At 73.6% G+C, this 21,555-nt stretch carries 23 protein-coding genes; 13 read left to right on the top strand and 10 right to left on the bottom strand.

Annotation, left to right across the window (positions count from 1 at the left end; all coding sequences use genetic code 11):
• Window positions 1–256: 256 nt before the first annotated feature.
• Window positions 257–2,038, top strand: a complete 1,782-nt coding sequence (locus BJP25_RS21355; RefSeq protein WP_075976783.1) for a 3-hydroxyacyl-CoA dehydrogenase family protein — start codon at window positions 257–259, stop codon at window positions 2,036–2,038.
• A gap of 305 nt (window positions 2,039–2,343) precedes the next feature.
• On the opposite strand, the gene BJP25_RS21350 is transcribed toward BJP25_RS21355, so the two are convergent.
• The 3 genes from BJP25_RS21350 to BJP25_RS21335 all read right to left on the bottom strand — a co-directional run bounded on the left by BJP25_RS21350 (window position 2,344) and on the right by BJP25_RS21335 (window position 4,558).
• Entirely contained in the window at window positions 2,344–2,553 is a 210-nt protein-coding gene (locus BJP25_RS21350; RefSeq protein ID WP_075976782.1) for an FmdB family zinc ribbon protein, read from the bottom strand.
• Between the two features lie 813 nt (window positions 2,554–3,366).
• On the bottom strand, window positions 3,367–4,017 hold the full coding sequence (locus BJP25_RS21340) for a maleylpyruvate isomerase N-terminal domain-containing protein (RefSeq protein ID WP_075976780.1): 651 nt from the start codon (window positions 4,015–4,017) through the stop codon (window positions 3,367–3,369).
• 10 nt (window positions 4,018–4,027) lie between these two features.
• Window positions 4,028–4,558 (bottom strand): GNAT family N-acetyltransferase, encoded by a 531-nt coding sequence (locus BJP25_RS21335; protein ID WP_075976779.1) that lies wholly within the window; start codon window positions 4,556–4,558, stop codon window positions 4,028–4,030.
• Between the two features lie 54 nt (window positions 4,559–4,612).
• On the opposite strand from BJP25_RS21335, the gene BJP25_RS21330 reads away from it, so the two are divergent.
• Entirely contained in the window at window positions 4,613–5,275 is a 663-nt protein-coding gene (locus tag BJP25_RS21330; protein WP_075976778.1) for a hypothetical protein, read from the top strand.
• Window positions 5,276–5,285: 10 nt separating this feature from the next.
• The gene (locus tag BJP25_RS21325) at window positions 5,286–6,005 is read left to right on the top strand and encodes an alpha/beta fold hydrolase (RefSeq protein ID WP_075976777.1); all 720 of its coding nucleotides are present in this window, start codon (window positions 5,286–5,288) and stop codon (window positions 6,003–6,005) included.
• Window positions 6,006–6,012: 7 nt separating this feature from the next.
• Here the strand turns inward: BJP25_RS21325 and BJP25_RS21320 are convergent, their stop codons facing one another.
• Entirely contained in the window at window positions 6,013–6,786 is a 774-nt protein-coding gene (locus BJP25_RS21320; RefSeq protein ID WP_075976776.1) for an enoyl-CoA hydratase-related protein, read from the bottom strand.
• Window positions 6,783–7,706 carry an NAD(P)/FAD-dependent oxidoreductase gene (locus BJP25_RS21315; RefSeq protein WP_075976775.1) on the bottom strand — a complete coding sequence of 308 codons (924 nt, stop codon included), beginning with the start codon at window positions 7,704–7,706 and terminating at the stop codon, window positions 6,783–6,785. Before BJP25_RS21315 ends, BJP25_RS21320 begins: the two co-directional genes overlap by 4 nt.
• Before the next feature lie 65 nt (window positions 7,707–7,771).
• Here BJP25_RS21315 and BJP25_RS21310 point away from each other — a divergent pair, with 65 nt between their 5' ends.
• Window positions 7,772–8,347 carry a helix-turn-helix domain-containing protein gene (locus tag BJP25_RS21310; RefSeq protein WP_075976774.1) on the top strand — a complete coding sequence of 192 codons (576 nt, stop codon included), beginning with the start codon at window positions 7,772–7,774 and terminating at the stop codon, window positions 8,345–8,347.
• A gap of 432 nt (window positions 8,348–8,779) precedes the next feature.
• Here BJP25_RS21310 and BJP25_RS34290 read toward each other — a convergent pair whose 3' ends face one another.
• A complete protein-coding gene (locus BJP25_RS34290; protein ID WP_158075697.1) occupies window positions 8,780–8,956 on the bottom strand; it encodes a hypothetical protein in 177 nt (58 codons plus the stop codon).
• 24 nt (window positions 8,957–8,980) lie between these two features.
• Between BJP25_RS34290 and BJP25_RS21305 the strand changes: the two genes are divergently transcribed.
• On the top strand, window positions 8,981–9,625 hold the full coding sequence (locus tag BJP25_RS21305) for a C40 family peptidase (RefSeq protein ID WP_075976773.1): 645 nt from the start codon (window positions 8,981–8,983) through the stop codon (window positions 9,623–9,625).
• Window positions 9,626–9,679: 54 nt separating this feature from the next.
• Here BJP25_RS21305 and BJP25_RS21300 read toward each other — a convergent pair whose 3' ends face one another.
• Both BJP25_RS21300 and ccrA read right to left on the bottom strand, forming a co-directional pair.
• The gene (locus BJP25_RS21300) at window positions 9,680–10,834 is read right to left on the bottom strand and encodes a coiled-coil domain-containing protein (RefSeq protein ID WP_075976772.1); all 1,155 of its coding nucleotides are present in this window, start codon (window positions 10,832–10,834) and stop codon (window positions 9,680–9,682) included.
• A gap of 108 nt (window positions 10,835–10,942) precedes the next feature.
• A complete protein-coding gene (gene ccrA / locus BJP25_RS21295) occupies window positions 10,943–12,274 on the bottom strand; it encodes a crotonyl-CoA carboxylase/reductase (protein WP_075976771.1) in 1,332 nt (443 codons plus the stop codon).
• A gap of 214 nt (window positions 12,275–12,488) precedes the next feature.
• Here ccrA and BJP25_RS21290 point away from each other — a divergent pair, with 214 nt between their 5' ends.
• Entirely contained in the window at window positions 12,489–12,899 is a 411-nt protein-coding gene (locus BJP25_RS21290) for a VOC family protein (RefSeq protein ID WP_084794315.1), read from the top strand.
• Window positions 12,900–13,004: 105 nt separating this feature from the next.
• The gene (locus tag BJP25_RS21285) at window positions 13,005–14,465 is read left to right on the top strand and encodes a peptide MFS transporter (protein WP_075976770.1); all 1,461 of its coding nucleotides are present in this window, start codon (window positions 13,005–13,007) and stop codon (window positions 14,463–14,465) included.
• 98 nt (window positions 14,466–14,563) lie between these two features.
• Here the strand turns inward: BJP25_RS21285 and mce are convergent, their stop codons facing one another.
• Window positions 14,564–15,010, bottom strand: a complete 447-nt coding sequence (gene mce, locus BJP25_RS21280) for a methylmalonyl-CoA epimerase (RefSeq protein WP_075976769.1) — start codon at window positions 15,008–15,010, stop codon at window positions 14,564–14,566.
• A gap of 152 nt (window positions 15,011–15,162) precedes the next feature.
• Here mce and BJP25_RS21275 point away from each other — a divergent pair, with 152 nt between their 5' ends.
• The 3 genes from BJP25_RS21275 to BJP25_RS21265 all read left to right on the top strand — a co-directional run bounded on the left by BJP25_RS21275 (window position 15,163) and on the right by BJP25_RS21265 (window position 17,971).
• Window positions 15,163–16,350 carry an acetyl-CoA C-acetyltransferase gene (locus BJP25_RS21275; RefSeq protein WP_075976768.1) on the top strand — a complete coding sequence of 396 codons (1,188 nt, stop codon included), beginning with the start codon at window positions 15,163–15,165 and terminating at the stop codon, window positions 16,348–16,350.
• Between the two features lies 1 nt (window position 16,351).
• Window positions 16,352–17,320, top strand: a complete 969-nt coding sequence (gene meaB / locus BJP25_RS21270; protein WP_075976767.1) for a methylmalonyl Co-A mutase-associated GTPase MeaB — start codon at window positions 16,352–16,354, stop codon at window positions 17,318–17,320.
• Between the two features lie 288 nt (window positions 17,321–17,608).
• Entirely contained in the window at window positions 17,609–17,971 is a 363-nt protein-coding gene (locus BJP25_RS21265; protein ID WP_075976766.1) for a DUF3817 domain-containing protein, read from the top strand.
• Between the two features lie 394 nt (window positions 17,972–18,365).
• Here the strand turns inward: BJP25_RS21265 and BJP25_RS21260 are convergent, their stop codons facing one another.
• Window positions 18,366–18,869: a MarR family winged helix-turn-helix transcriptional regulator gene (locus BJP25_RS21260; protein WP_075976765.1), complete on the bottom strand. Its 504-nt coding sequence runs from the start codon at window positions 18,867–18,869 to the stop codon at window positions 18,366–18,368.
• Window positions 18,870–18,949: 80 nt separating this feature from the next.
• Here BJP25_RS21260 and BJP25_RS21255 point away from each other — a divergent pair, with 80 nt between their 5' ends.
• From BJP25_RS21255 to BJP25_RS21245, 3 genes are all read left to right on the top strand, one after another.
• The gene (locus BJP25_RS21255) at window positions 18,950–19,246 is read left to right on the top strand and encodes an MTH1187 family thiamine-binding protein (RefSeq protein WP_075976786.1); all 297 of its coding nucleotides are present in this window, start codon (window positions 18,950–18,952) and stop codon (window positions 19,244–19,246) included.
• Between the two features lie 11 nt (window positions 19,247–19,257).
• Window positions 19,258–20,139, top strand: a complete 882-nt coding sequence (locus BJP25_RS21250) for an SCO6745 family protein (RefSeq protein WP_075976764.1) — start codon at window positions 19,258–19,260, stop codon at window positions 20,137–20,139.
• 252 nt (window positions 20,140–20,391) lie between these two features.
• On the top strand, window positions 20,392–21,366 hold the full coding sequence (locus BJP25_RS21245) for a tetratricopeptide repeat protein (RefSeq protein ID WP_233158192.1): 975 nt from the start codon (window positions 20,392–20,394) through the stop codon (window positions 21,364–21,366).
• The last annotated feature ends 189 nt before the right edge of the window (window positions 21,367–21,555 follow it).

The raw sequence follows: 21,555 nt of genomic DNA, 5'->3' as shown, positions 1-21,555 counted from the left end.
GCAAGCGGCCCCCACAACGCGCCCCCCAAGAAACAACCCTCCACAACGCGCGCTCCCACACCCCCACCCCCCAGGAGCCCAGTCCCGCCCACCCGGTACCCCGTACCGCCCCCAGCCTTCCTCGACCGTTCCAGTGGTGGAGTTCACGCCGTTCCCGCTGGTGCGGGGGCACCGCGGGCTGCGATGTTACTGGGAAGTAGCCGACAGGCTGCCGTTCAGCAGTACCGCCGTTGCAGTCGGATCCGCGGAGGTCGTCGTGGCACGTGAGTTCTCCACCGTCGGGGTTGTCGGTCTCGGGACCATGGGGGCCGGGATCGCTGAGGTGCTCGCCAGGACCGGGGTCCAGGTGGTCGCGGTGGAGGTCGACGGGGCGGGCGTGGAGCGCGGGCGCGGCAGCGTCGAGCACTCGACCGCGCGGGCCGTGGCCAAGGGCAAGCTGACCGAGGAGGAGCGCACCGCGCTGCTCGGGCGGATCAGCTACAGCACCGCGCTGGGCGACCTGGTCGAGGCCGACCTGGTGGTCGAGGCCATCCCGGAGTCGCTGGAGCTCAAGGGCCGGGTGTTCGCCGAGCTCGACGGCATCCTCAAGCCCGACGCCGTGCTGGCCTCCAACACCTCGTCGCTGTCGATCACCGAGATCGGCGTGGGCACCGGCAGGCCGGGCAAGGTCGTCGGCCTGCACTTCTTCAACCCCGCGCCGGTGCTCAAGCTGGTCGAGGTCGTGCGCACCGTGGTCACCGAGCCCGAGGTCGTCGAGGACGTCGTCGAGTTCGCCCGCAAGCTCGGCAAGGAGCCGGTGGTGATCGGCGACCGGGCCGGGTTCATCGCCAACGCCCTGCTGTTCGGCTACCTCAACCACGCCGCGGAGATGTACGAGTCGCGCTACGCCACCCGCGAGGACCTCGACGCCGCCATGCGCTACGGCTGCGGCTACCCGATGGGCCCGCTGGCGCTGCTCGACCTCATCGGCCTGGACACCGCCTACGAGATCCTCGAGACGATGTACGCGCAGTCGCGCAACCGGCTGCACGCCCCGGCGCCGATCCTCAAGCAGATGATCACCGCGGGCCTGCTGGGCCGCAAGAGCGGGCGCGGCTTCTACACCTACGACGCCCCCGAGTCCCCGACCGTGGTGGCCGACGCGCTCACCCCCGCCGCGGCCGCCGACGCCGACGCCCAGGTGCGCGAGGTGCGCAAGGTCGGCGTGGTCGGCACCGGCACCATGGCCACCGGCATCGTCGAGGTGTTCGCGCGCAAGGGCTACGAGGTCATCCTGCGCGCCCGCAGCGCCGACAAGGCCGAGGCGTCGGTGGGCCGGGTGCGCAAGTCCCTCGACCGCCAGGTCGCCAAGGGCAAGCTGGCCGAGGACGCCCGCGACGAGGTCCTGGCCCGCATCTCCCCGGCGGTGGAGTTCGAGGAGCTGGCCGACTGCGACCTGGTCATCGAGGCCGTCGCCGAGGAGCTGGCGATCAAGCAGGCGGTCTTCGGCGCCCTCGACGAGGTGGTCAAGCCCGGCGCGATCCTGGCCACCACCACCTCCTCGCTGCCGGTCATCGAGTGCGCGGCCGCCACCTCCCGCCCCGCCGACGTGGTGGGCCTGCACTTCTTCAACCCGGCCCCGGTCATGAAGCTGGTCGAGATCGTCGAGACCATCTCCACCGGCGCCGACGTCGTCGCCACCGCCCGCGCCCTGTGCCTGAAGGTGGGCAAGCAGCCGGTGCACTGCGGCGACCGGGCGGGCTTCATCGTCAACGCCCTGCTCTTCCCGTACCTCAACGACGCGGTGAAGATGCTGGAGGCCCACTACGCCACCAGCGAGGACATCGACACCGCCATGAAGGTCGGGTGCTCGCTGCCGATGGGCCCGTTCGAGCTGCTCGACGTCGTCGGCCTCGACGTCTCGCTGGCGATCGAGCGCACCCTCTACAACGAGTTCCGCGAGGCCGGTTTCGCCCCCGCCCCGCTGCTGGAGCACCTGGTCACCGCGGGCCGCCTCGGCCGCAAGACCGGCAAGGGCTTCCGCGACTACTCGAAGTGACCCCTGCGGCTGTGACTCCAGCGCTGTGACCCCCGCGCCCCAGCCCGGCGAACCGCCGGGCTGGGGCGCGGTCGTCTGAGGGTGACCGGGGCCGTCTGCGACTCGCGACCTGCGGTCGGCGGCGCGGTCGATGGCCTGCGGGTTGGCGCTGGTGACCTGCGGGTTGTGGACAACTCGCGATCTTGTGAGCGTTCCTGTCGCCCTCGGGTGGCAGGATGGAAATCGGGGGTCCCCCTGGGCCTGTGGATGGTTTTCCGCTGGTCAGGGGGATTTGTGGTAGGGCGGGGTGAGGGGCTGGGCGGGGGTCAGCCGCAGCAGCCGCCGCCGCAGCAACCGCCGCCCCCGCCGCCGCCCGCGGGGGTGGCGGCGCTGCCGGAGAGGCCCGCCATGGTGAGGAGCTTGACGGTGTCCGCGTGGCCCTCGGGGCAGGGGGCGGGGGCGGAGGACTCCGACATGGGGCGGTTCAGCTCGAAGGTGGTGCCGCAGGCGCGGCAGCGGAAGTCGTAGGTGGGCACGGTGCACATGATGCCCCGGGGTTGTCGATAATCGGTAGCGTGCCCCGCCGCAACCACGCCCGCCGACCCGACCCGCCCCGGCCGTTGGCCGTGGGGCTGGGGGTTGAGCGGGTGGAGTCCGGGGCGGACGGGGAGTGGGTGGTCCGGGCCGTGCCGGGGCCCCGGGCCACGAAGGTGTACCGGTGTCCCGGGTGTGACCAGGAGATCCCGGTGGGGGTGGCGCACGTGGTGGCGTGGCCTTCGGACGGGGGGACCGGGGTGGAGGATCGGCGGCACTGGCACCGGCCGTGCTGGGGGGCTCGGGGGCGGCGGGGGCCTACTTCCAAGCGGTGGTGACGCGGGGGCTTGTCCTTGGGGCGCAGTGGGGGCTTGTCCTTGTGGGCGTGCGGTGGGGGCCTGTCCTCGGGGGCCGCGAGTGTGTAACTCGGTGGAGGCGGAGTCAAGGGCGCCTTCGGCGTCGCTTCGCGATGGGCTTCGCCCACCCTTGACACCGCCTCCACCGAGCTACGAGCGGCCGGGACTGGGTCAGGCCGGGGGGTCTGAGCAAAGCCCATGACCTTCTGCTCAGCTGAGCTTTGTCGGGGGGTGCCGGGGGGTTGGTGGGGCTGGGCACCATGGTTTGCGGGCTGACAGTGGGGCTGGCCAAACGATGGCTTGAGGGATGGGCTTCGCCACGGGGCATGGAGTTGCGAGGCGGTTGGTGGGGCTGGGCGGGGTGGAGTGCGGGGGGGTGGGTTGGCCGAACGACGGCTTGAGGGATGTCCTGGGCTTGCCTTCGGCTTCGGGGGGTGGGGGCGTTGGTTGAACGGCGGCTTAGGGGTGCGGGGGCTCGCCTGCGGTGTTGGGGTGGGGTTCGCTGTACCAGCGCCATTCGGTGAGGCGGGGGTGGGTGGGGAGGGCTGTGCGGCCGGTGGCCCAGAGGAGGGTGGTGTCGGGGTCGGTGGTGGTGGGGGCGTGGGGGAAGAGGCGGTGGAGGGCTTGGGTGGACAGGCCGGGTGGGGGGTTCCAGGGCAGGGACAGGCCCTGGGTGATGTCCCAGCCGTGGACGAGGAGTTCGACGGTGGCCATGGCGGCGAAGCCTTCGGGGTCGGATTCGCCGTAGACGTGCCAGGCGCGGTGGGTGGGGGGTGCGGTGCGCAGCGCGGCGGAGAGGCAGGCGCCGTAGGCCTCGATGACCTGGAGGAGACCCGGGGGGCCCGCGGCCGGGTCGGCGGGGGCGAGGGTCATGGGGCCTTCGGGGTGGCGCTTGGCCCAGGCGAACGGGGGGGTTCGGGCGGTGGGGTGGCGGCGGAGGGCGACGCGGGTGGCGTAGGAGAGCAGGTCGTCGGTGAGGTGCTCCGCGGTTTCCCAGCAGGTGAAGGTGAGTTCGCCCGCTCGGGCGGTCCAGTCGCGGTCGGTGGCGGGGGACAGGGTGTCGACGAGCCACCAGGTCGCCGTGTCGACGTCGTCTGCGGTCAGCGGCACGGGCGGGAGGCTAGTGGGGTGCGGGCGGGGGCGCGACGGGGTTGCCCGGGGGCCAGCGGTAGAAGCGCGACCAGCCGCCCTGGTGGGGGCCCTGGCGGAACTCGGTGAAGCCCAGGCGCTCGGCCACGCGGCGGGAGGCCTCGTTGGCGGCGCCGGTGACGATCCAGACCGGCAGGCCGCGGGCGGTGGCCTCGGCCTGGGCGGCGCGGCCGACCTCGGCGGCGTAGCCGTGGCCCCAGGCGCTGGGGCGCAGGCGGTAGAACAGGTTGAGGTAGCGCTCGCCGGGGACGTCGCCCAGTTGCAGGCCGCCGAAGCCCAGGACCCCGGTCGAGCCCGCCAGCTCCACCGCCCAGTAGCCGAACCCCCTGGTGCGCCAGTGCGCCACCCAGAAGTCGAGCTTGGCCTGGGCCTCGGCGGGTGAGGCCGGGCCGCCGGGCAGGTGCTCGCTGGTGCGCGGGTCGCCCAGGACCTCCTCGGCGGCGACCAGGTCGTCGCGGGTGACCGGGCGCAGCAGCAGCCGGTCGGTGCGCGTGCCGCTCATGCCCAGCAACCTACGCCCCACCCGCTCTGGTCACCGGGCGCCCGGTGCGCTTCCATGGTCGACATGGACCTGCCCCCGGCGTGGCGCAAACCCGACGGCACCGCGAACCCCGGGGGTGACCCCACCGGTCGCGCCCGCCAGGCCGAGATCGGGGGCGAGACCGGGCTGCTGCTGCCCACCCGGCAGGCCGGGGCCGGGGCGGGCATCGGGTTGCTCGTGCTCGGCGCGCTGCTCGTGGTGGGCGCGGTGTTCCTGGTGCTGTCGGAGAACACCCTGGTCGCGGTGGGCGGCTGGGTGCTGGGGCTGCTGGGGGCGCTGTTCGTCGCCGCCGGGGTGTTCGCCCTGCGCGGCGGCACGCGCGCGGTGGGGGTGCTGCTGACCCCCGAGCACGTGGTGCTGAACTGGTCGCCGCCGCCGGTGAAGGTGCCGTGGTCGCAGGTCCGCGAGGTGCGCCCGGTGGCCATCAGGTTCGGGCGGGCCAACACCCGGCCCACGGCGAACTACCTGGGCGTGGCGACGGTGACCGAGGGGGTCGCGGGCGGGCGGCACCGCAGCCTCGCTGCGCGGTTCTCCCGGGACCTGTCCGCGGCGGTGCCGATGCGGCTGATGCTGGTGGACCAGTTGGTCGTGCTGCGCGCCTTCCACCACTACCTCGCCCACCCCGACGACCGGGCCGAGCTGGCGACCCCGGCCGCGGTCGAGCGCGTCCACGGCTGAGAATGGGCCGGTGCGCCACACCGACACCGGCTCCGGCACCCCGCTGCTGCTCCTGCACGCCTTCCCGCTGGACTCCCGGATGTGGGACCCGGTGCGCGCGGGGCTGGCCGAGCGCGCCAGGGTGATCACCCCGGACCTGCCCGGCGACCTGGTGGACCCGCCGTCGCTGGAGGCGGTGGCGGTGCGGCTGGTGGGGCTGCTCGACGAGCTGGGCCTCGACCGGTGCGACGTGGGCGGGGCGTCGCTGGGCGGCTACGTGCTGATGGCGCTGCTGCGGGTGGCCCCGGAGCGGGTGGGGCGGGTCCTGTTCGCCGGGACGAAGGCCGTCGCGGACACCCCCGAGGCCGCCCGGGGCCGGTTCGAGCTGGCAGATCGGGTGGAACGCGAGGGCGCGTCCGCCGCGGCCGGGATGGCGCCCAACCTCGTGTCGGACCCGGGCCTCGCCCCCCGGTTGCAGGGGTGGATCGGGGAGCAGCCCGCGGCGGCCGTGGCGTGGACGGCGCGCGCGATGGCGGCCCGGCCGGACTCCCGGGAGACCCTGCGCGCGCTCGACCTGGACGCACTGGTGGTCCACGGCGAGCGCGATGCTGTGATGGGCGTCGAGGTCGCGGAGGACATCGCCGCGCTCACCGGCGGGCAGCTGGTGGTGGTGCCGGGTGCGGGCCACCTGGTTCCGGTGGAGGCGCCGGAGGCGTTCCTGGGCGCGGTGCTGCCCTGGCTGGCCCGCTGATCCGGGGTCAGTCGGTCCACACGGGGTGGCGCTTCTCCAGGAACGACGCCATGCCCTCCCGCGCCCCGGGCAGCTGGGACGCCGCGGCCATGACCTCCACGGCGAGGGCGTAGGCGTCGGCCTCGGGGCGGTCGAGCTGGGCGTAGAGGGTCCGCTTGCCCAGCGCCTTGCTCGCCCGGCTGCCGCGCGTCGCCCTCGCCAGCAGGTCGTCGACGGCGGCGTCCAGCTCGGCCGCGGGCACGACCCGGTTCACCAACCCCCAGTCCAGGGCTGTGCGCGCGTCGATCGGGTCGCCGGTGAGGGCCAGCTCCATCAAACGCTTGCGCCCGATCGACCGCGCCACCGGAACGGCCGGGGTGTGGCAGAACCAGCCGCCCCGGCCGCCGGGGAGCGCGAAGCCCGCGGTGTCCGCCGCGACGGCCAGGTCGCAGCTGGCGACGAGCTGGCAGCCCGCGGCCGTGGCCAGCGCGTGCACGCGGGCGACGACCACCTGCGGCACCTCGTGCAGGGTGCGCATCAGCTCCGTGCACAGCCCCAGCAGCGCCCGCACGCCCGGCAGGTCGCGGGCCGCCACGTCGCCGAAGTCGTGCCCGGCGGAGAACACCGGGCCCTCGGCGGCCAGCACGATCCCGGTGGCGTCGGTCCCGCCCACCTCGGTGACCGCCGCGAGCAGCTCGCGCAGGTGGTCCTCGGACAGCGAGTTGCGGCGCGCCGGGCGGTTCATCGTGATCCGCGCGGTGCCGCCCGCCCTGGTCACGAGGAGGTGCTGGTAGTCGGTCATGCCCCGACGGTAGTGCGGTCCATCTCCCGGGTCACCAGGTCGTGGTTGAGCCCGCCGCCCGCCATGGCGCCCGCAGCCGCGGCGACGACGACGGTGGCCGCTGGGTTCACCACGTTGCCCGCGGCGAACACGCCCGGCACCGACGTGCGGCCCTGCGGGTCCACGGTGATCGCGCCGTCGTCGCCGCGCGCGCAGCCCAGGGCGCCCAGCAGGCCGTCGGTGTGCTTCCAGCGCGCGGCCACGAACACCGCGGGCCGGGCGGAGAACGTGCCGTCGACCAGCGTCACCCCCGCGTCGTCGACCTTCGCGACCGCGCCCTCCACCACCGGCACACCGCGCACCCGCAGCTTCTCCCGGTCCTCTTCGGACAGCTCGACGCCGTTGGCGAACAGGGTCGTGTCGGCCGACCACTGCTTGACCAGCAGCGCCTGGTGCACCGACAGCGGCCCGGTCGCCAGCACGCCCAGCGGCAGGTCCGCGACCTCGAACCCGTGGCAGTACGGGCAGTGCAGCACCCGCGACCCCCACCCCTCGGCCAGGCCGGGCACGTCCGGCAGGTCGTCAACGAGCCCGGTGGTCACCACCACGGAGTCGGCGACCACGGTGCTGCCGTCGTCGAGGGTGACGGTGAAGGCGGTGCCGAAGTCGCCCGCGAGGTCGGTGGCGGTGGCGGGCAGGTGGTCGACGCCGTAGCGGCGCACCTCCGCGCGGCCCATGGCCAGCAGGTCCAGCGGCGGGACGCCGTCACGGGTGAGGAAGCCGTGCGCGTGGGCGGCGGGGGTGTTGCGCGGTGCGCCCGCGTCGACAACCACCACGCGCCGCCGGGCCCGCCCCAGCATCAGCGCCGCGTTGAGCCCCGCGGGCCCGCCGCCGATCACAACCACCTCGTACCGGCCTGTTTCTTCCTGTTGTGTCCGCATGCCGCCACTGTGCGCCCGGTTCTGCCGAAGTGCCAAAGCCCGTGCCGATATGGCAAAGTCGGGGCATGGACGTCGACCAGGTGCTCGCGGGGATCGGCCCCCGCCTCAAGGCGCTGCGGGTGGAGCGCGGGACCACGCTGACCACGCTGTCCACCGAGACCGGGATCTCGGTGAGCACGCTGTCGCGGCTGGAGTCCGGCAAGCGCAAGGCCACCCTGGAGCTGCTGCTGCCCATCGCCCGCGCGCACGGCGCCGACCTCGACGACCTCGTCGGGATGAAGAGCACCCCCGACCCCCGGGTGCACGCCGAACCGCGCACCCACCGCGGCCGCACCTTCTGGCCGCTGACCGCCGCCCCCGGCCAACCGCGCGCCTTCAAGATCCTCTTCCAGCCGTCCACCGAGGAGCCCGACCCCCGCACCCACGAGGGCCACGAGTGGCTCTACGTCCTCAGCGGCCGCCTGCGGCTCGTCCTCGGCCCCCACGACCTGACCCTCACCCCGGGCGAGGCCGCCGAGTTCGACACCCGCGTCCCCCACTGGATCGGCAACCCGGGCCCCACCCCCGCCGAAGCCCTCGCCCTCTTCGGACGACAGGGCGAACGAGCCCACCTGAAGGCGCAAGCCCCCCGGCGGGGGTGATCGGGCTTCGTTGGGGGTGTGGGGGTTTGGTGGTGGGCCCGGTTGGGTGGATCCGCTTGGTCGGGGGCCCTACGGCGATCATGTGCTGCGGGCGGGGAAAAGGCGGGCTGGAAAGACGCCCGCCCGTCCCGTTTGGGTAGCACTTGATCGCCTCCCCCGACCAAGCGGATCCACCCAACCGGGCGGTGCCTGCTGTCCGGGTTCGGCTTGGGGGGTGGGCACCTTGGCCGCTTCCTCTTGTACGACCACGGCCCAGGCTGGCGCGGGGGTAGCCCGGGCAAGGGGACCCCTGTTTTCAACGTTACCGGTGGGGGACGACAAAACCCGACCCCGGCGAACTGGCTGTGGACAACTCGACGGGTGGCGCCAGGGGCTCGGGATGCCGTGGGAGGCGCAGGGCGTCAGGGCGCGGGGCGGTCCGGCTGCGGGGGATCAGGGGGCGGGGGGAGTGGTGCGTTCGGCGTCGGCCACCCGCTGGTGCAGGCGGGCGCGGACCTCGTCGGGGGTGTAGGACTGGCGCTTGCGCTCGGCGCGGGCGACCGCCGCTCCGGTGGCGGCCACGCCGACCACGCCTGCCAGGCCCAGGAACTTCCACACCGCGCTGCGCACCCGGGCAGGCTACCGTCTGCACCTGTGATCGACCTGGACGAGGCGGTGGCCCTGACCCGCACCGGCGACCTGTGGCTCTTCCGCGGCCGCACCCCCGCCGACCGGGCCATCCAGACCCTGACCAACAGCCCGGTCAACCACGTCGGCATGGCCGTGGTGCTCGACGACCTGCCCCCGCTGATGTGGCACGCCGAGCTGGGCCGGTCGCTGCCCGACCGGTGGTCCGGCAAGCACCAGCGCGGCGTGCAGCTGCACGACCTGCGCGACGCCGTCCTGGTGTGGGCCAACAAGTACGGCCAGCGCGCCTGGCTGCGCCAGCTCTCCGCCGAGGTCAGCCCCGAGCAGGAGGACGCGGCGCTGCGCACCATCGCCCGCCTCGACGGCACCCCCTTCCCCTCCAGCGCCCGGCTGCTGCGCCGCTGGGCCGCGGGCCAGACCCCGCGCCTGCGCTGGCAGAAGCCCCGCGCCTACGCCTTCGAGTCCGCCTACTGCGCCGAGGTCGTCGGCACCACCTACCAGGCCATGGACCTGCTGCCCGCCGACGCCCGCCCGCACAGCTACGACCCGGGCGCCTTCTGGAGCGGTGACGCCCTCACCCTCAGCGGCGGCCTGCGCCTGGGCCCCGAGGTCGCCGTCACCGTCCCCGACGAGGCCCCGTCCGGGGTCTGACGCGCCGCAGGCCCGCCGACCTGGGGTCGACGGGCCTGCGGACGGGCGGTGGGGTCAGCGGCGGGTGACCGGTGACGGCCTGGGCAGGGTGCGCGTGCGGTCGGGGTCCGCGTCGGTGTCCGCGGGGGCGGGCAGCGGCTCGTGGTCGGCGGAGACCTCCGCGGGCTCCCAGGGTTCGCGGGGCGGGCCCGCGATGGCGGGGGTGGTGGTGCGGGTCGGCTCGTCGGCCAGGGCGGCGTCGGGGGTGTCGACGACAGGGGCGGAGCCCGCCAGGCGCTCCTCGGGGAGGGGGTCGAGGACCGGGGCGGCGTCGGCGAGCTGGACGTGGGCGTCGGCGATGAGGTCGCGGGCGGAGACGAGCTGGTCGGCGACGCGGGCGCGCAGGTGGCGCAGGGCGGCGACGCGCTGGGTGGCGTGGCTGATCCGGCGGTTGGACTCCTCGGTCGCCTCGCGGACGCGCCGGTGCGCCTCGGTGGTGGCCTCCTGCAGGCGGGCCGTGGACTCGGTGATCGCGTCGTGGCGGCGGCGGTTGGCCTCCTCGGTGGCCTCGCGGACGCGGCGCTCGGCCTCGGCCTTGGAGGTGGCCTCGCGCTCGGCCAGCAGGCGCATCGACTCGGTGCGCCGACCGGCCATGGCGATCTCGAAGTCCTCCTCCACCTGGGTGCGGCGGGCCTCGGACTCGGCCTCCAGCCGGGCGGCCTCGGCGCGGGCGCGGCCCACGGTCTGCTCGGCGTCGGCCCTGGCCTTGTCGATGACCCCGCGGTGCTCGGCCTCCATGGCCTGCCTGCGGGCCTCCAGCTCGGCGGTCATCCGGTCGTAGCGCTGCTTGAGCACCTGGGCGTCGGCCTCGGCCTGGGCGCGGATGTGCGCGGCCTCGGCCTCGGCCCGGCGCTTGGTCGCGTCGGCCTCGTCGGTGGCCAGCCGCAGCATCCGCTGCAACCGCTCGCTCAGGCCCTCCAGCGTGGTGGGCGGCAGCGACAGGCGGTCGATCTGCCCGCGCATGTCGTCGATCTGCCCGCGCGCGTCCTCCAGCTGCTTGGCCAGGTCACCGGCCTGCGCCACCGCCGCGTTGCGGTCGGCGTGCAGCAGTTGCAGCTCCGCGTCGAGCCGTTCGAGGTGCTCGTCCACCTGGGCGCGGCTGTAGCCGCGCTTGGTGATGTCGAAGCCCGCGCCCAGCGGCACGAGATCGCGTTCCTCGCCCAAAGCCATGCGCCCACGCTACCCGTCCCGCCGCCACCGCTCTCGCGCAAGTGGCGGAATGCCCCTCCTGGTCGGACACCCGGGCGGTGCCGCGCGGCGCGGCACCGCCCGGGGGGCTCAGACGCCGCGGAAGCGGTTGATGGCGTCGAGGTGCTTGGCGCGCTTCTCGTGGTCGCGCACGCCCAGGCCCTCCTCGGGGGCCAGGCACAGCACGCCGACCTTGCCCTGGTGGGAGTTGTGGTGCACGTCGAGGGTGGCCTGGCCGGTGTCCTCCAGCTGGTAGACCTTCGACAGCGTCGGGTGGATCAGGCCCTTGTCGATCAGGCGGTTGGCCTCGTAGGACTCGCGGTAGTTGGCGAAGTGCGAGCCGATGACGCGCTTGAGGTTCATCCACAGGTACCGGTTGTCGTACTCGTGCATGTAGCCCGAGGTCGACGCGCAGGTGACGATCGTGCCGCCCTTGCGGGTGACGTACACCGAGGCGCCGAAGGTCTCCCGGCCCGGGTGCTCGAAGACGATGTCGGGGTCCTCGCCGCCGGTGAGCTCGCGGATCTTGGCGCCGAAGCGCTTCCACTCCTTCGGGTCCTGGGTGGCCTCGTCCTTCCAGAACCGGTAGCCCTCGGCGTTGCGGTCGATGATCAGCTCCGCGCCCATCTTGCGGCAGATCTCGGCCTTCTCCGGCGAGGACACCACGCACACCGGGATGGCGCCGCCGTTGAGGGCGAACTGGGTGGCGTAGGAGCCCAGGCCGCCGGAGGCGCCCCAGATCAGCACGGTGTCGCCCTGCTTCATGTTCGCGCCGTTGGTCGAGACCAGCTGCCGGTAGGCGGTGGAGTTCACCAGCCCGGGCGAGGCCGCCTCCTCCCAGGTCAGGTGGGCGGGCTTGGGCATCAGCTGGTTGGACTTGACCAGCGCGATCTCGGCCAGGCCGCCGAAGTTGGTCTCGAAGCCCCAGATGCGCTGCTCGTTGTCCATCATGGTGTCGTTGTGGCCGTCGGGCGACTCCAGCTCGACGTTGAGGCAGTGCGCGACGACCTCGTCGCCCGCCTTCCACTGGTGCACGCCGGGCCCGGTGCGCAGCACGACGCCCGCGAGGTCGGAGCCGACCACGTGGTAGGGCAGGTCGTGGCGCTTGGTCAGCGGCGAGAGCCTGCCGTAGCGCTTGAGGAAGCCGAACGTGGACACCGGCTCGAAGATCGAGGTCCAGACGGTGTTGTAGTTGATGGCCGAGGCCATCACCGCCACCAGCGCCTCACCGGGGCCCAGCTCCGGGGTCGCGACCTCGTCGAGGTGCAGCGACTTGCGCGGGTCCTTGTCCCGTGAGGGCACCCCGGCGAACATCTCGGCCTCGTCGGCGTGCACGGTCACGCCGCGGTAGGACTCCGGCACCGGCAGGGTGCCGATCGCGTCCAGCTCATCGGCCTGGATGGCGTCGAGGATCTTCTGCACGTCGGGCCTCCTGGGGATCGTTTCTCGCCTGGGGTCTCGCTGTCCCAGGTGGAGCGAGGTTACCGACGGGTAGCGATTCAGAACCAGTGGTGTGACACACCGCACCGGGGGGTGTCGCTGCGATTATCGGGGATTGTCACCGCGCGCCAACGCTGTCATCACCCGACGGCGTGTCACCCCGTGGAGTGGATCACGACCGGACAAGGTGGGGCCCATGCCGATGTCCTTCTCGCGCTCCGCCGTCGTGTTCCTCGTCCCCGACCCCGCCGCCGCGCGGGACTTCTTCGTCGACCACCTCGGGTGCCGGGTGCAGGTCGACCTCGGCTGGTACGTCGACCTGGGCCACCCCGACCACCCGGCGCTCACGGTGGACTTCGTCGCCGAGGGCCACCCGAGCATGCCGCCGGGCCTGGGGGCGGCGGCGGGCTCGGTGCTCGCGCTCGTGGTGGACGACGCCCAGGCCGAGGAGCGGCGCCTGCTGGCCGCGGGCGTGGAGCTGCTGGCCGGGTGCCGCGACGAGCCGTGGGGGCAGCGGCACTTCTTCGCCCGCACCCCCGGCCCGGTGCTGGAGGTCGTCCAGCAGATCGACCCCGACCCGGCGTGGCTGTCCGCGAACGGGCTGTGAACCGGACCGTCCGATCGGAGGTGGTGTGGGTCGGGCGCCGCGCGGGAAGGTCGGGGGTGCAGCGCGGGGCGCGGCTCCGCCGCACGGGAGATTGGGGTCGTGGCTGTGCCAGCCGTCGGTGAGGTCCGGTCGGAGCGGGGGTTCTTCGGGCACCCCAGGGGCCTGGCGAACCTGTTCGGGACCGAGATGTGGGAGCGGTTCTCCTACTACGGCATGCAGGGGATCCTGCTGTACTACCTGTACTACTCGGTGGCCGACGGCGGCCTGGCCATCGAGGAGACCACGGCGGCGGGCATCGTCGGCGCCTACGGCGGCGCGGTGTACCTGTCGACCATCGCCGGGTCCTGGGTGGCCGACCGGCTGCTGGGCCCCGAGCGCACGCTGTTCGCCAGTGGCGCGCTGATCCTCGTCGGCCACATCGCGCTGGCGGCGCTGCCCGGCGTGGTGGGCGTCGGGGTGGGCCTGGTGTGCGTGGCGATCGGCTCCGGCGGGCTCAAGGCGACCGCGACCACCCTGGTCGGCGCCCTCTACGCCGAGGGCGACGAGCGCCGCGACGCCGGGTTCTCGATCTTCTACATGGGCGTGAACATCGGCGCCCTGCTCGGCCCGGTGCTCACCGGCCTGCTCCAGACCAGCCTGGGCTTCCACTGGGGCTTCGGGCTGGCCGCGCTGGGCATGGCCATCGGGCTCACCCAGTTCGCCCTGGGCCGCAAGCACCTGCCGCCGGAGGGGCGGGTGGTGCCCAACCCGCTGGCCCCGGCCGAGCGGGCGCGCGCCTTCGGCGTCATCGCCGCCGGGGTCGTGGTGGTGGTCGCGCTGGTGCTGCTCGGGGTGGTCGACGCGGAGAACCTGGCCCAGGTCGTCACGTGGGTGATCGCCGCGGCGGCGCTGGTGCTGTTCGGGGTGCTGCTGACCAGCGCGCGGGTGGAGCGGGTGGAGCGCCGCCGGGTGCTGGCGTTCATCCCGATGTTCCTGGTCAGCTTCGGGTTCTGGGCGCTGTTCCAGCAGCAGTTCACCGTGCTGGCCATCTACGCCGACACCCGCGTCGACCGGGACGTGCTCGGCTTCGAGGTGCCGCCGTCGTTCTTCGGGGCCGTCGAGCCGCTGTTCGTGGTGCTGCTGGCCACGGTGTTCGCCGCGACCTGGGTCAAGCTGGGCTCGCGCCAGCCCGGCTCGCCGGTCAAGTTCGCCCTGGGCGTCGGGCTGATGGGCGTGGCGTTCCTGGTGATGGCGCTGCTGGGCTTCGACCGGGGCGAGAACGTGGTGCCGCCGCTGCTGCTGGTGCTGGTGCTCATCGTGTTCGTGCTCGGTGAGCTGTGCCTGTCGCCGGTGGGCCTGTCGCTGGCGACGAAGCTGGCCCCGGCGGCGTTCCCGGCGCAGATGGTGGCGCTGTTCTACCTGTCGGTGGCCCTGGGGTCGTCGGTGGCGGGCGCGCTGGCGGAGTTCTACGACGCCGACGAGGAGCCCGCGTACTTCGGCCTGCTGGGTGCCGGGGCGATCGCGCTGGGCGTCGTCATGGCGGCGCTCACGCCGATGGTGAAGCGCTTGATGGAAGGCGTGCGCTAAACCGGCGGGCAATGGCCGCGCATCTGACGCGATTCAGTGGGGGCATTCGATGCGCGGGGGGCGGGGAAAGCGGAAACTCTTTCCCCGCCCCCCGGCATTCAGTGGGAGTTTTCCGCGGGTTGGACGAGTTCGATGAGCACGCCACCGGCGTCCTTGGGGTGCACGAAGTTGACGCGGCTGTCAGCTGTGCCGCGCTTGGGCTTGTCGTAGAGCAGCCGCAGGCCCTTGTCCCGCAGCGCCTGCGAGGTGGCCTCGACGTCGACCACCCGGTAGGCGACCTGCTGCAGGCCAGGGCCGTTGCGGCCGATGAACTTGGCGATCGTCGACTGGTCGTTCAGCGGTGCCAGCAGCTGCACCGCCGCGCCCGTCGTGTCACCGGGTGCGCGCAGCATCGCCTCGCGCACGCCCTGCTCCTCGTTGACCTCCTCGTGCACGTTCTCCAGGCCGAAGTTGTCGCGGTAGAACGCGATCGCGGCGTCGAGGTCCGGCACGGCGACGCCGACGTGGTCTACGGCGACCACGTGCGGAACAAGTGCGTCAGTCATGGGGTTACGGTACTCGGGCCCTACCCACCGGTAACCGATTGCTGTGCGGCTACTCACACGAGCACGTGGCGGACCGGTCACACGCGGGTATGGTCCCGGTTAACGCACGTTCGCGCTCGCTGTTCGTCAGCCCCCTTTCCAAGGAGACAGCCGTGTCCGGATCCGTCATCGTCGCCGGGGCCCGCACCCCGATCGGCCGCCTGCTCGGTTCGCTCAAGGACTTCACCGGCGCGCAGCTCGGTGGGTTCGCGATCAAGGCGGCCCTGGAGAAGGCGGGCGTCAAGCCCGAGCAGGTGCAGTACACGATCATGGGCCAGGTGCTCACCGCGGGCGCGGGCCAGATCCCGGCCCGCCAGGCCGCGGTCGCCGCGGGCATCCCGATGGACGTCCCCGCGCTGACCATCAACAAGGTCTGCCTCTCCGGCCTCGACGCGATCGCCCTGGCCGACCAGCTCATCCGCGCGGGCGAGTTCGACATCGTCGTCGCCGGTGGCCAGGAGTCGATGACCCAGGCCCCGCACCTGCTGCCCAAGTCCCGCTCCGGGTTCAAGTACGGCGACGTCACCCTGCAGGACCACATGGCCTACGACGGCCTGTTCTGCGCCTTCGACCAGGTCGCCATGGGCGCCTCGACGGAGAAGTACAACTCCCGCTACGGGCTGACCCGCGAGCAGCAGGACGCCTTCTCCGCCGCCTCGCACCAGAAGGCCGCCACGGCCATCGCCGAGGGCCGGTTCACCGAGGAGATCGCCCCGGTCTCCATCCCGCAGCGCAAGGGCGACCCGGTCGTGTTCGACACCGACGAGGGCGTGCGCGGCGACACCACCGCGGCCAGCCTGGGCAAGCTGCGCCCGGCCTTCGCCTCCGACGGCACCATCACCGCGGGCTCGGCCTCGCAGATCTCCGACGGCGCCGCCGCGGTGGTCGTGATGAGCAAGGCCAAGGCCGAGGAGCTGGGCCTGTCCTGGATCGCCGAGATCGGCGCGCACGGCGTGGTGGCGGGCCCCGACGCCAGCCTGCACGAGCAGCCCTCGAACGCGATCAAGGCCGCGCTGGCCAAGCAGGGCCTGCAGACCTCCGACCTGGACCTGGTCGAGATCAACGAGGCGTTCGCCGCGGTGGGCGTGGTGTCCACCGACAAGCTGGGCATCTCCGAGGACATCGTCAACGTCAACGGCGGCGCCATCGCCCTGGGCCACCCGATCGGCGCCTCCGGCGCCCGCCTGGTGGTGCACCTGGCCTACGAGCTCAAGCGCCGCGGCGGCGGCGTGGGCGCGGCGGCCCTGTGCGGCGGCGGCGGCCAGGGCGACGCCCTGATCCTCTCGGTGCCGAAGGCCTGAGTTGGCCCGGCACGTCGACGTCGGTGACCTGGTCGACCGCGCGCGGCAGCGCCAGCCGCGCGCGGTCGCCAGGCTCATCTCGCTGGTGGAGGACGCCAGCCCGCAGCTGCGCGACGTCGCGGCCGCGCTCGCCCCGCACACCGGCCGCGCCCAGGTGGTCGGGCTGACCGGTTCGCCGGGCGTGGGCAAGTCCACGACCACCTCCGCGCTCGTCTCGGCCTACCGGGCGCGCGGCCTGCGGGTGGGGGTGCTCGCGGTCGACCCGTCGTCGCCGTTCTCCGGCGGCGCGCTGCTCGGCGACCGCATCCGGATGCAGGACCACGCCACCGACCCGGACGTGTTCATCCGGTCCATGGCCACCCGCGGCCACCTCGGCGGCATGGCCTGGGCCACCCCGCAGGCGCTGCGCGTGCTCGACGCCGCGGGCTTCGACGTGGTGCTCATCGAGACCGTCGGCGTCGGCCAGTCCGAAGTGGACGTCGTGGCGCTGGCCGACACCACCCTGGTGCTGCTGGCCCCGGGCATGGGCGACGGCATCCAGGCCGCCAAGGCGGGCATCCTGGAGATCGCGGACGTGTTCGTGGTCAACAAGGCCGACCGCGACGGCGCCGAGACCACCGTCCGCGAGCTCAAGTACATGATCTCCCTGGGCCGCCGCGAGGTGCGCGGGGCGTCCTGGCGCCAGCCCATCTGCAAGACCGTCGCCGCCCGCGCCGAGGGCGTCGAGGAGGTCGTGGCGGCCGTCGCAGAGCACCGCCGGTGGACCGAGTCGCACGGCGAGTTCGCCGAGCGCCGCCGCCACCGCGCCCGCACCGAGGTCGAGGCCATCGCCCTGGAGTCGCTGCGCGCCCGCCTGAGCGCCCGCCACGGCGAAGCCCTCGACGGCCTCGCGGGCAAGGTCATGGCGGGCGACCTCGACCCCTACGCCGCCGCCGACTCCCTCATCGCGGACATCAAGGCAGAGGGCTGACCGCTTCTTTAGCGCTCCCCGCCCCAGCGTTACGCGTGTCCTGTGTGGCGCACGTCCCACGCCGCGGCCCCCGGCCCGCCGACCAGGCGTTTCCCATTGCGCGGCAGCACTTCTGCGCCCCAACGGAGTTCCGGCGGCTGTGCCGTTCGGCCGCGCGCGGCCGGTGACCTTGGTCGCACCGGCGGCCACCCGAGTGGGTGATAACCCCGTTTCGCCACCATCGCCGCAGGTCAGAGGTGGTGCCGGTGCGGTCGTCGGTGAGCCCGTTCACACTCCACACTGGATCGCATGTTCGCCACAGCAGCCGGCCGCTTCAGGGCCGTCGCCCTCCTCGAGGCCGTCTCCTGGCTCGGCCTCCTCGTCGGCATGTTCTTCAAGTACGCCACCGACGCCGGTGACGCGGGGGTCAAGCTCTTCGGCCCCATCCACGGCGTCGTCTTCGTCGCCTACGTCATCACCGCCGCCCTCGCGGCCCGGGAGTACAAGTGGTCCCGCTGGACCACCTTCTGGGGCCTGCTGTGCAGCATCCCGCCCCTGTTCACCCTGGTCTTCGAGCGCTACGCCCTGCGCACGGGCCGCCTCGACCCGATCGGGCCGGTCCAGTCCAGCCGGTCCGCGGAGATCGGCGTGCCGGAGCCCGCGGGCGTCTGAGGGGCCCTGTCCGTTCCACAACGGCGTCACCGCTGCGGCGGTGGCGCCGTTGGTGTGTGTGGCGCCGCTTCGGCTTCGGTGGGGGGCGTAGCCGGGCTTCCTGTTGCGTCGGTGGTGGCGTCGTGGGCTGCGCTGCTGCCAGGGTGTCCACACCTGCTGAGTTGTCCACAGCCACTTCGCGGGGGTCGAGTTTCGTCGCCCCCTGCCAGTAGCGTTGAAAACAGGGGTCCCCTTGCCCGGGGTACTCCTGCGGCAGCCTGCGGGGGAGTGGGCTGGCTGCTGTCGACGCGCTGGGTGGGGCGGCAGCTGGTGCCGGGTGCCGCCGCGCGGGCTGGGGGCTCCGGGCGGGTGGGGTGAAGCGAGTGGGGCAAAGCGGGTGGGGCAAAGGCAGTGGTCAGTCGGTGAAGTCGCCGGTGGCCTTGCGGACCTTCGACAGGAGGTCGGTGAGCTGGCCGGTCTGGCGTTCGGTCAGGCCCTTGAGGCCGAAGTCCACGCCCGTCACGGCCTCGGTGGCGGCGGCGCGGCGGGTGCGGCCCTCGTCGGTGATCTCGGCGAGGGTGGTGCGGCGGTCGGTGGGGTGGGGGAGCCTGCGGACGAGGCCGTCGGCCTCGAGGCGGTCGACGATGTTGGTGACGCTGGTGGGGTGCAGCTGGAGGCGTTCGCCCATGACGCGCATGGGGAGGCTGCCCGCCTTGGAGAAGGTGAGCAGGACCAGGGCCTCGTAGCGGGCGAAGGTGAGGCCGTGCGGCTTGAGGGCGGCGTCCACGGCGGACTGCAGGATCTGCTGGACGCGCATGACGCTGGTGACCGCGGCCATCACCGAGGAGTCGCCGATCCGCTCCTCCCACAGCTGCGCCGCGCGGGCGATCGGGTCGAACGGCAACGTGCGCGGGCTCATGGGGGGAAGCTACCAGTGGGTCACCCGTGGGCCGGGGTGGCCGGATAGTGTTCGGTGCGGGCGAGCGGGAGGAGCACGGCGTGCTGGTGGCGTTCAGCGTGACCCCCCTGGGCGGGGCGTCGGAGGCGGTCGGGGAGGCCGTCGCCGCGGCCGTGCGGGTGGTGCGCGAGTCGGGGCTGCCGAACGAGACCAACGCCATGCACACCCTGGTCGAGGGGGAGTGGGACGAGGTGATGGCGGTGGTCAAGCGGGCCACCGACGTGCTCCTCGCGGAGTTCCCCCGGGTGAGCCTGGTGCTCAAGGCCGACGTGCGCCCCGGCCACACCGGCCAGCTCACCGGCAAGGTCGAGCGCGTCGAGCGGTACCTGTCGTCGTGAAGGGGGATGCGGTGGACCCGCGCCTGCTGTGGCAGTGCTTCGAGCCCTACCACGCCGTCACCTACTTCACCCCGGAGTCGATCGCCGAGACCGACGCCCTGGGGTGCAAGGGGCGGTGGATGGGCTACTTCGGGATGCGCGCCGCCCCGCTGGGCGCCGCCCCGGCGTGGCTGGTGACGAGCGCCTTCTACAACTTCCACCCCTCCCGGGTGGAGCGCGCGGTGCCCGAGGCCTGGGAGGTGGCCACCCCCGAGGAGTACCTGGCGGCCCGCCTGCGCGGCGTCGACGGCGCCCTGCGCAGGCTGCTGGGCCCGGCCGTGGCGTCCCCGGAGGTCGTCGAGGCCGCCGACCTCGCCCGCACGGCCGCGTCCTGGGCGCCCACCGCGGGCCGCCCGCTCGGCGCCGCCAACGCCGTGCTCCCGCTGCCCGGGGAACCGCACCTCGCGCTGTGGCAGGCGGTGACCACCCTGCGCGAGTCCCGCGGCGACGGCCACGTCGCCGCCCTGGTGACCGCGGGCCTGGACCCGGTGGAGACCCTGGTCGCCTTCGGCGCCGACACCGGCCTGACCCCCGACTACCTCCGCGCCGCCCGCCAGGTCCCCGAGGACGAGTGGACCGCCGCCGAGGACCGCCTCCGCGAGCGCGACGTCCTCGCCGCCCCCGGCACCCTCACCGCCGAGGGCCGCGAACTGCGCGACTCCGTCGAAGCCCTCACCGACGAGGCCGCCGCCGCCCCGTGGCAGGCCCTGGGCGACGACGCCACCGCCCGCTTCGCCGAGCTGATGGCCCCCCTGTCCCTCGCCATCGCCCGGGGCAACGAGGCCATGCGCGTGAACCCGATGGCCATCCACCCCGAGGAGGCCCTCGCCCGTCTCGCAGGCGAGGACCGCTAGCCGGCAATGGGTTCGCCGGCGCCCGGGTGGGTGTCGGTGCGTGCTCGGATGGGTGATGGCCCTCGGGCGCGGTGCTGTGCCGGGTCGGCCTGGGGCGCGGGCGGTGCCAGCGGGTTCGTCGGTGTGGTGGCGTGCTCGCCTGCTGTTGGGGCGGGTGCTGGGGTTCGCGGGGGGCGGCCTGGTGGCCTGGACCACGCCGTCGGAGCGGGGGAGCGGCGAACACGCCGGGTGGGGACGTGCCAGGATGAAGGGGTGACCAGGCCAGACCCACGCCAGACCGCCGCGTTGTCGGCTGCCCTCTCGCGCGCGGTGGACCTCTCCGCGCTCAAGGCCAGGGCGGACGCCGCCAAGACGGCCCCGCCCGCCGCGTCCCCCGCCGCCGCAGCCGCCGCGCCCACCGGTGCGACCGCCGCCGCGGGCGCGTACTCCACCGACGTCACCGAGGCCACCTTCCAGGCCGAGGTCGTCGAGCGCTCGCTGCAGGTGCCGGTGGTCGTGGTGCTCACCGCCTCCTACTCCGGCCAGTCCCAGCAGATGGTCGCCCTGCTGGAGAAGCTCGCCGCCGAGTTCGGCGGGTCCTGGGCGCTGGCCAAGGTCGACATCGACGCCAACCCGCGCATCGCCCCGCTCTTCGGCGTGCAGTCGGTGCCGATGGTCGTGGCCATCGCGGGCGGCCAGCCCGTCGAGGCCTTCGGCGACGTGCCCCCCGAGGCCCAGGTCCGCCAGTGGCTCAAGGGCCTCGTCGACGCCCTGCGCGACCGCCTGCCCGGCATCCGCGCCGCCGAGGCCAACGCCCCCGAGCCGCAGCCCGAGCCGGAGGACGAGCGCTTCACCCGCGCCGAGACCGCCTTCGAGCAGGGCGACTACGCCGCCGCCGAGGCCGCCTACCAGGACATCCTCGCCGCCGAACCGGCCAACGCCGAGGCCAAGGCCGCCCTCGCCCAGGTCCGCTTCCTCGCCAGGGCCGAGGTCACCGACCCCTCCGTCATCGTCCGCGCCGACATGTCCCCCGACGACATCGACGCCCAGCTCGCGGCCGCCGACCTCGAACTGGCGGGCCAGGCCGCCGAACAGGCCTTCGCCCGCCTCATCGCCGTCGTCCGCCGCACCTCCGGCCCCGACCGCGACAAGGCCCGCACCCACCTCGTCGGCCTCTTCGACCTCTTCGCCGCCGACGACCCCCGGGTCGCCAAGGCCCGCCGAGACCTCGCCTCCGCGTTGTTCTGATCCCAGGCGTGCGAACAGCCCGCCACTCCCCTCGGGGGTGGCGGGCTGTTGTGTTCTAGGGGTGTGGGGGCTTTCGTGGCGGATCCACCCAACCGGGCAGTGCCCGCTCTCCAGGCTCGGCCTCGGTGGCGGTCACCTTCTCGCCCAACCGCAACCCACGCTGGCGCAGGGGTAGCCCGACCAAGGACC

The sequence above is a fragment of the Actinokineospora bangkokensis genome (genome assembly GCF_001940455.1).
Classification (GTDB): Bacteria; Actinomycetota; Actinomycetes; order Mycobacteriales; family Pseudonocardiaceae; genus Actinokineospora; species Actinokineospora bangkokensis.
Note: the sequence above shows the minus strand (reverse complement) of the source record. Positions and strands in the feature narration are given on the sequence as shown.

What these genes read in the sequence shown, in the direction of transcription:
- BJP25_RS21335 (WP_075976779.1), bottom strand. Translation starts at nt 4,558, where the DNA reads ATGAGCGGCACGCGCACCGACCGGCTGCTGCTGCGCCCGGTCACCCGC.
- BJP25_RS21330 (WP_075976778.1), top strand. Translation starts at nt 4,613, where the DNA reads ATGGTCGACATGGACCTGCCCCCGGCGTGGCGCAAACCCGACGGCACC.
- BJP25_RS21320 (WP_075976776.1), bottom strand. Translation starts at nt 6,786, where the DNA reads ATGACCGACTACCAGCACCTCCTCGTGACCAGGGCGGGCGGCACCGCG.
- BJP25_RS21315 (WP_075976775.1), bottom strand. Translation starts at nt 7,706, where the DNA reads ATGCGGACACAACAGGAAGAAACAGGCCGGTACGAGGTGGTTGTGATC.
- BJP25_RS21310 (WP_075976774.1), top strand. Translation starts at nt 7,772, where the DNA reads ATGGACGTCGACCAGGTGCTCGCGGGGATCGGCCCCCGCCTCAAGGCG.
- BJP25_RS21300 (WP_075976772.1), bottom strand. Translation starts at nt 10,834, where the DNA reads ATGGCTTTGGGCGAGGAACGCGATCTCGTGCCGCTGGGCGCGGGCTTC.
- BJP25_RS21290 (WP_084794315.1), top strand. Translation starts at nt 12,489, where the DNA reads ATGCCGATGTCCTTCTCGCGCTCCGCCGTCGTGTTCCTCGTCCCCGAC.
- mce (WP_075976769.1), bottom strand. Translation starts at nt 15,010, where the DNA reads ATGACTGACGCACTTGTTCCGCACGTGGTCGCCGTAGACCACGTCGGC.
- BJP25_RS21265 (WP_075976766.1), top strand. Translation starts at nt 17,609, where the DNA reads ATGTTCGCCACAGCAGCCGGCCGCTTCAGGGCCGTCGCCCTCCTCGAG.
- BJP25_RS21260 (WP_075976765.1), bottom strand. Translation starts at nt 18,869, where the DNA reads ATGAGCCCGCGCACGTTGCCGTTCGACCCGATCGCCCGCGCGGCGCAG.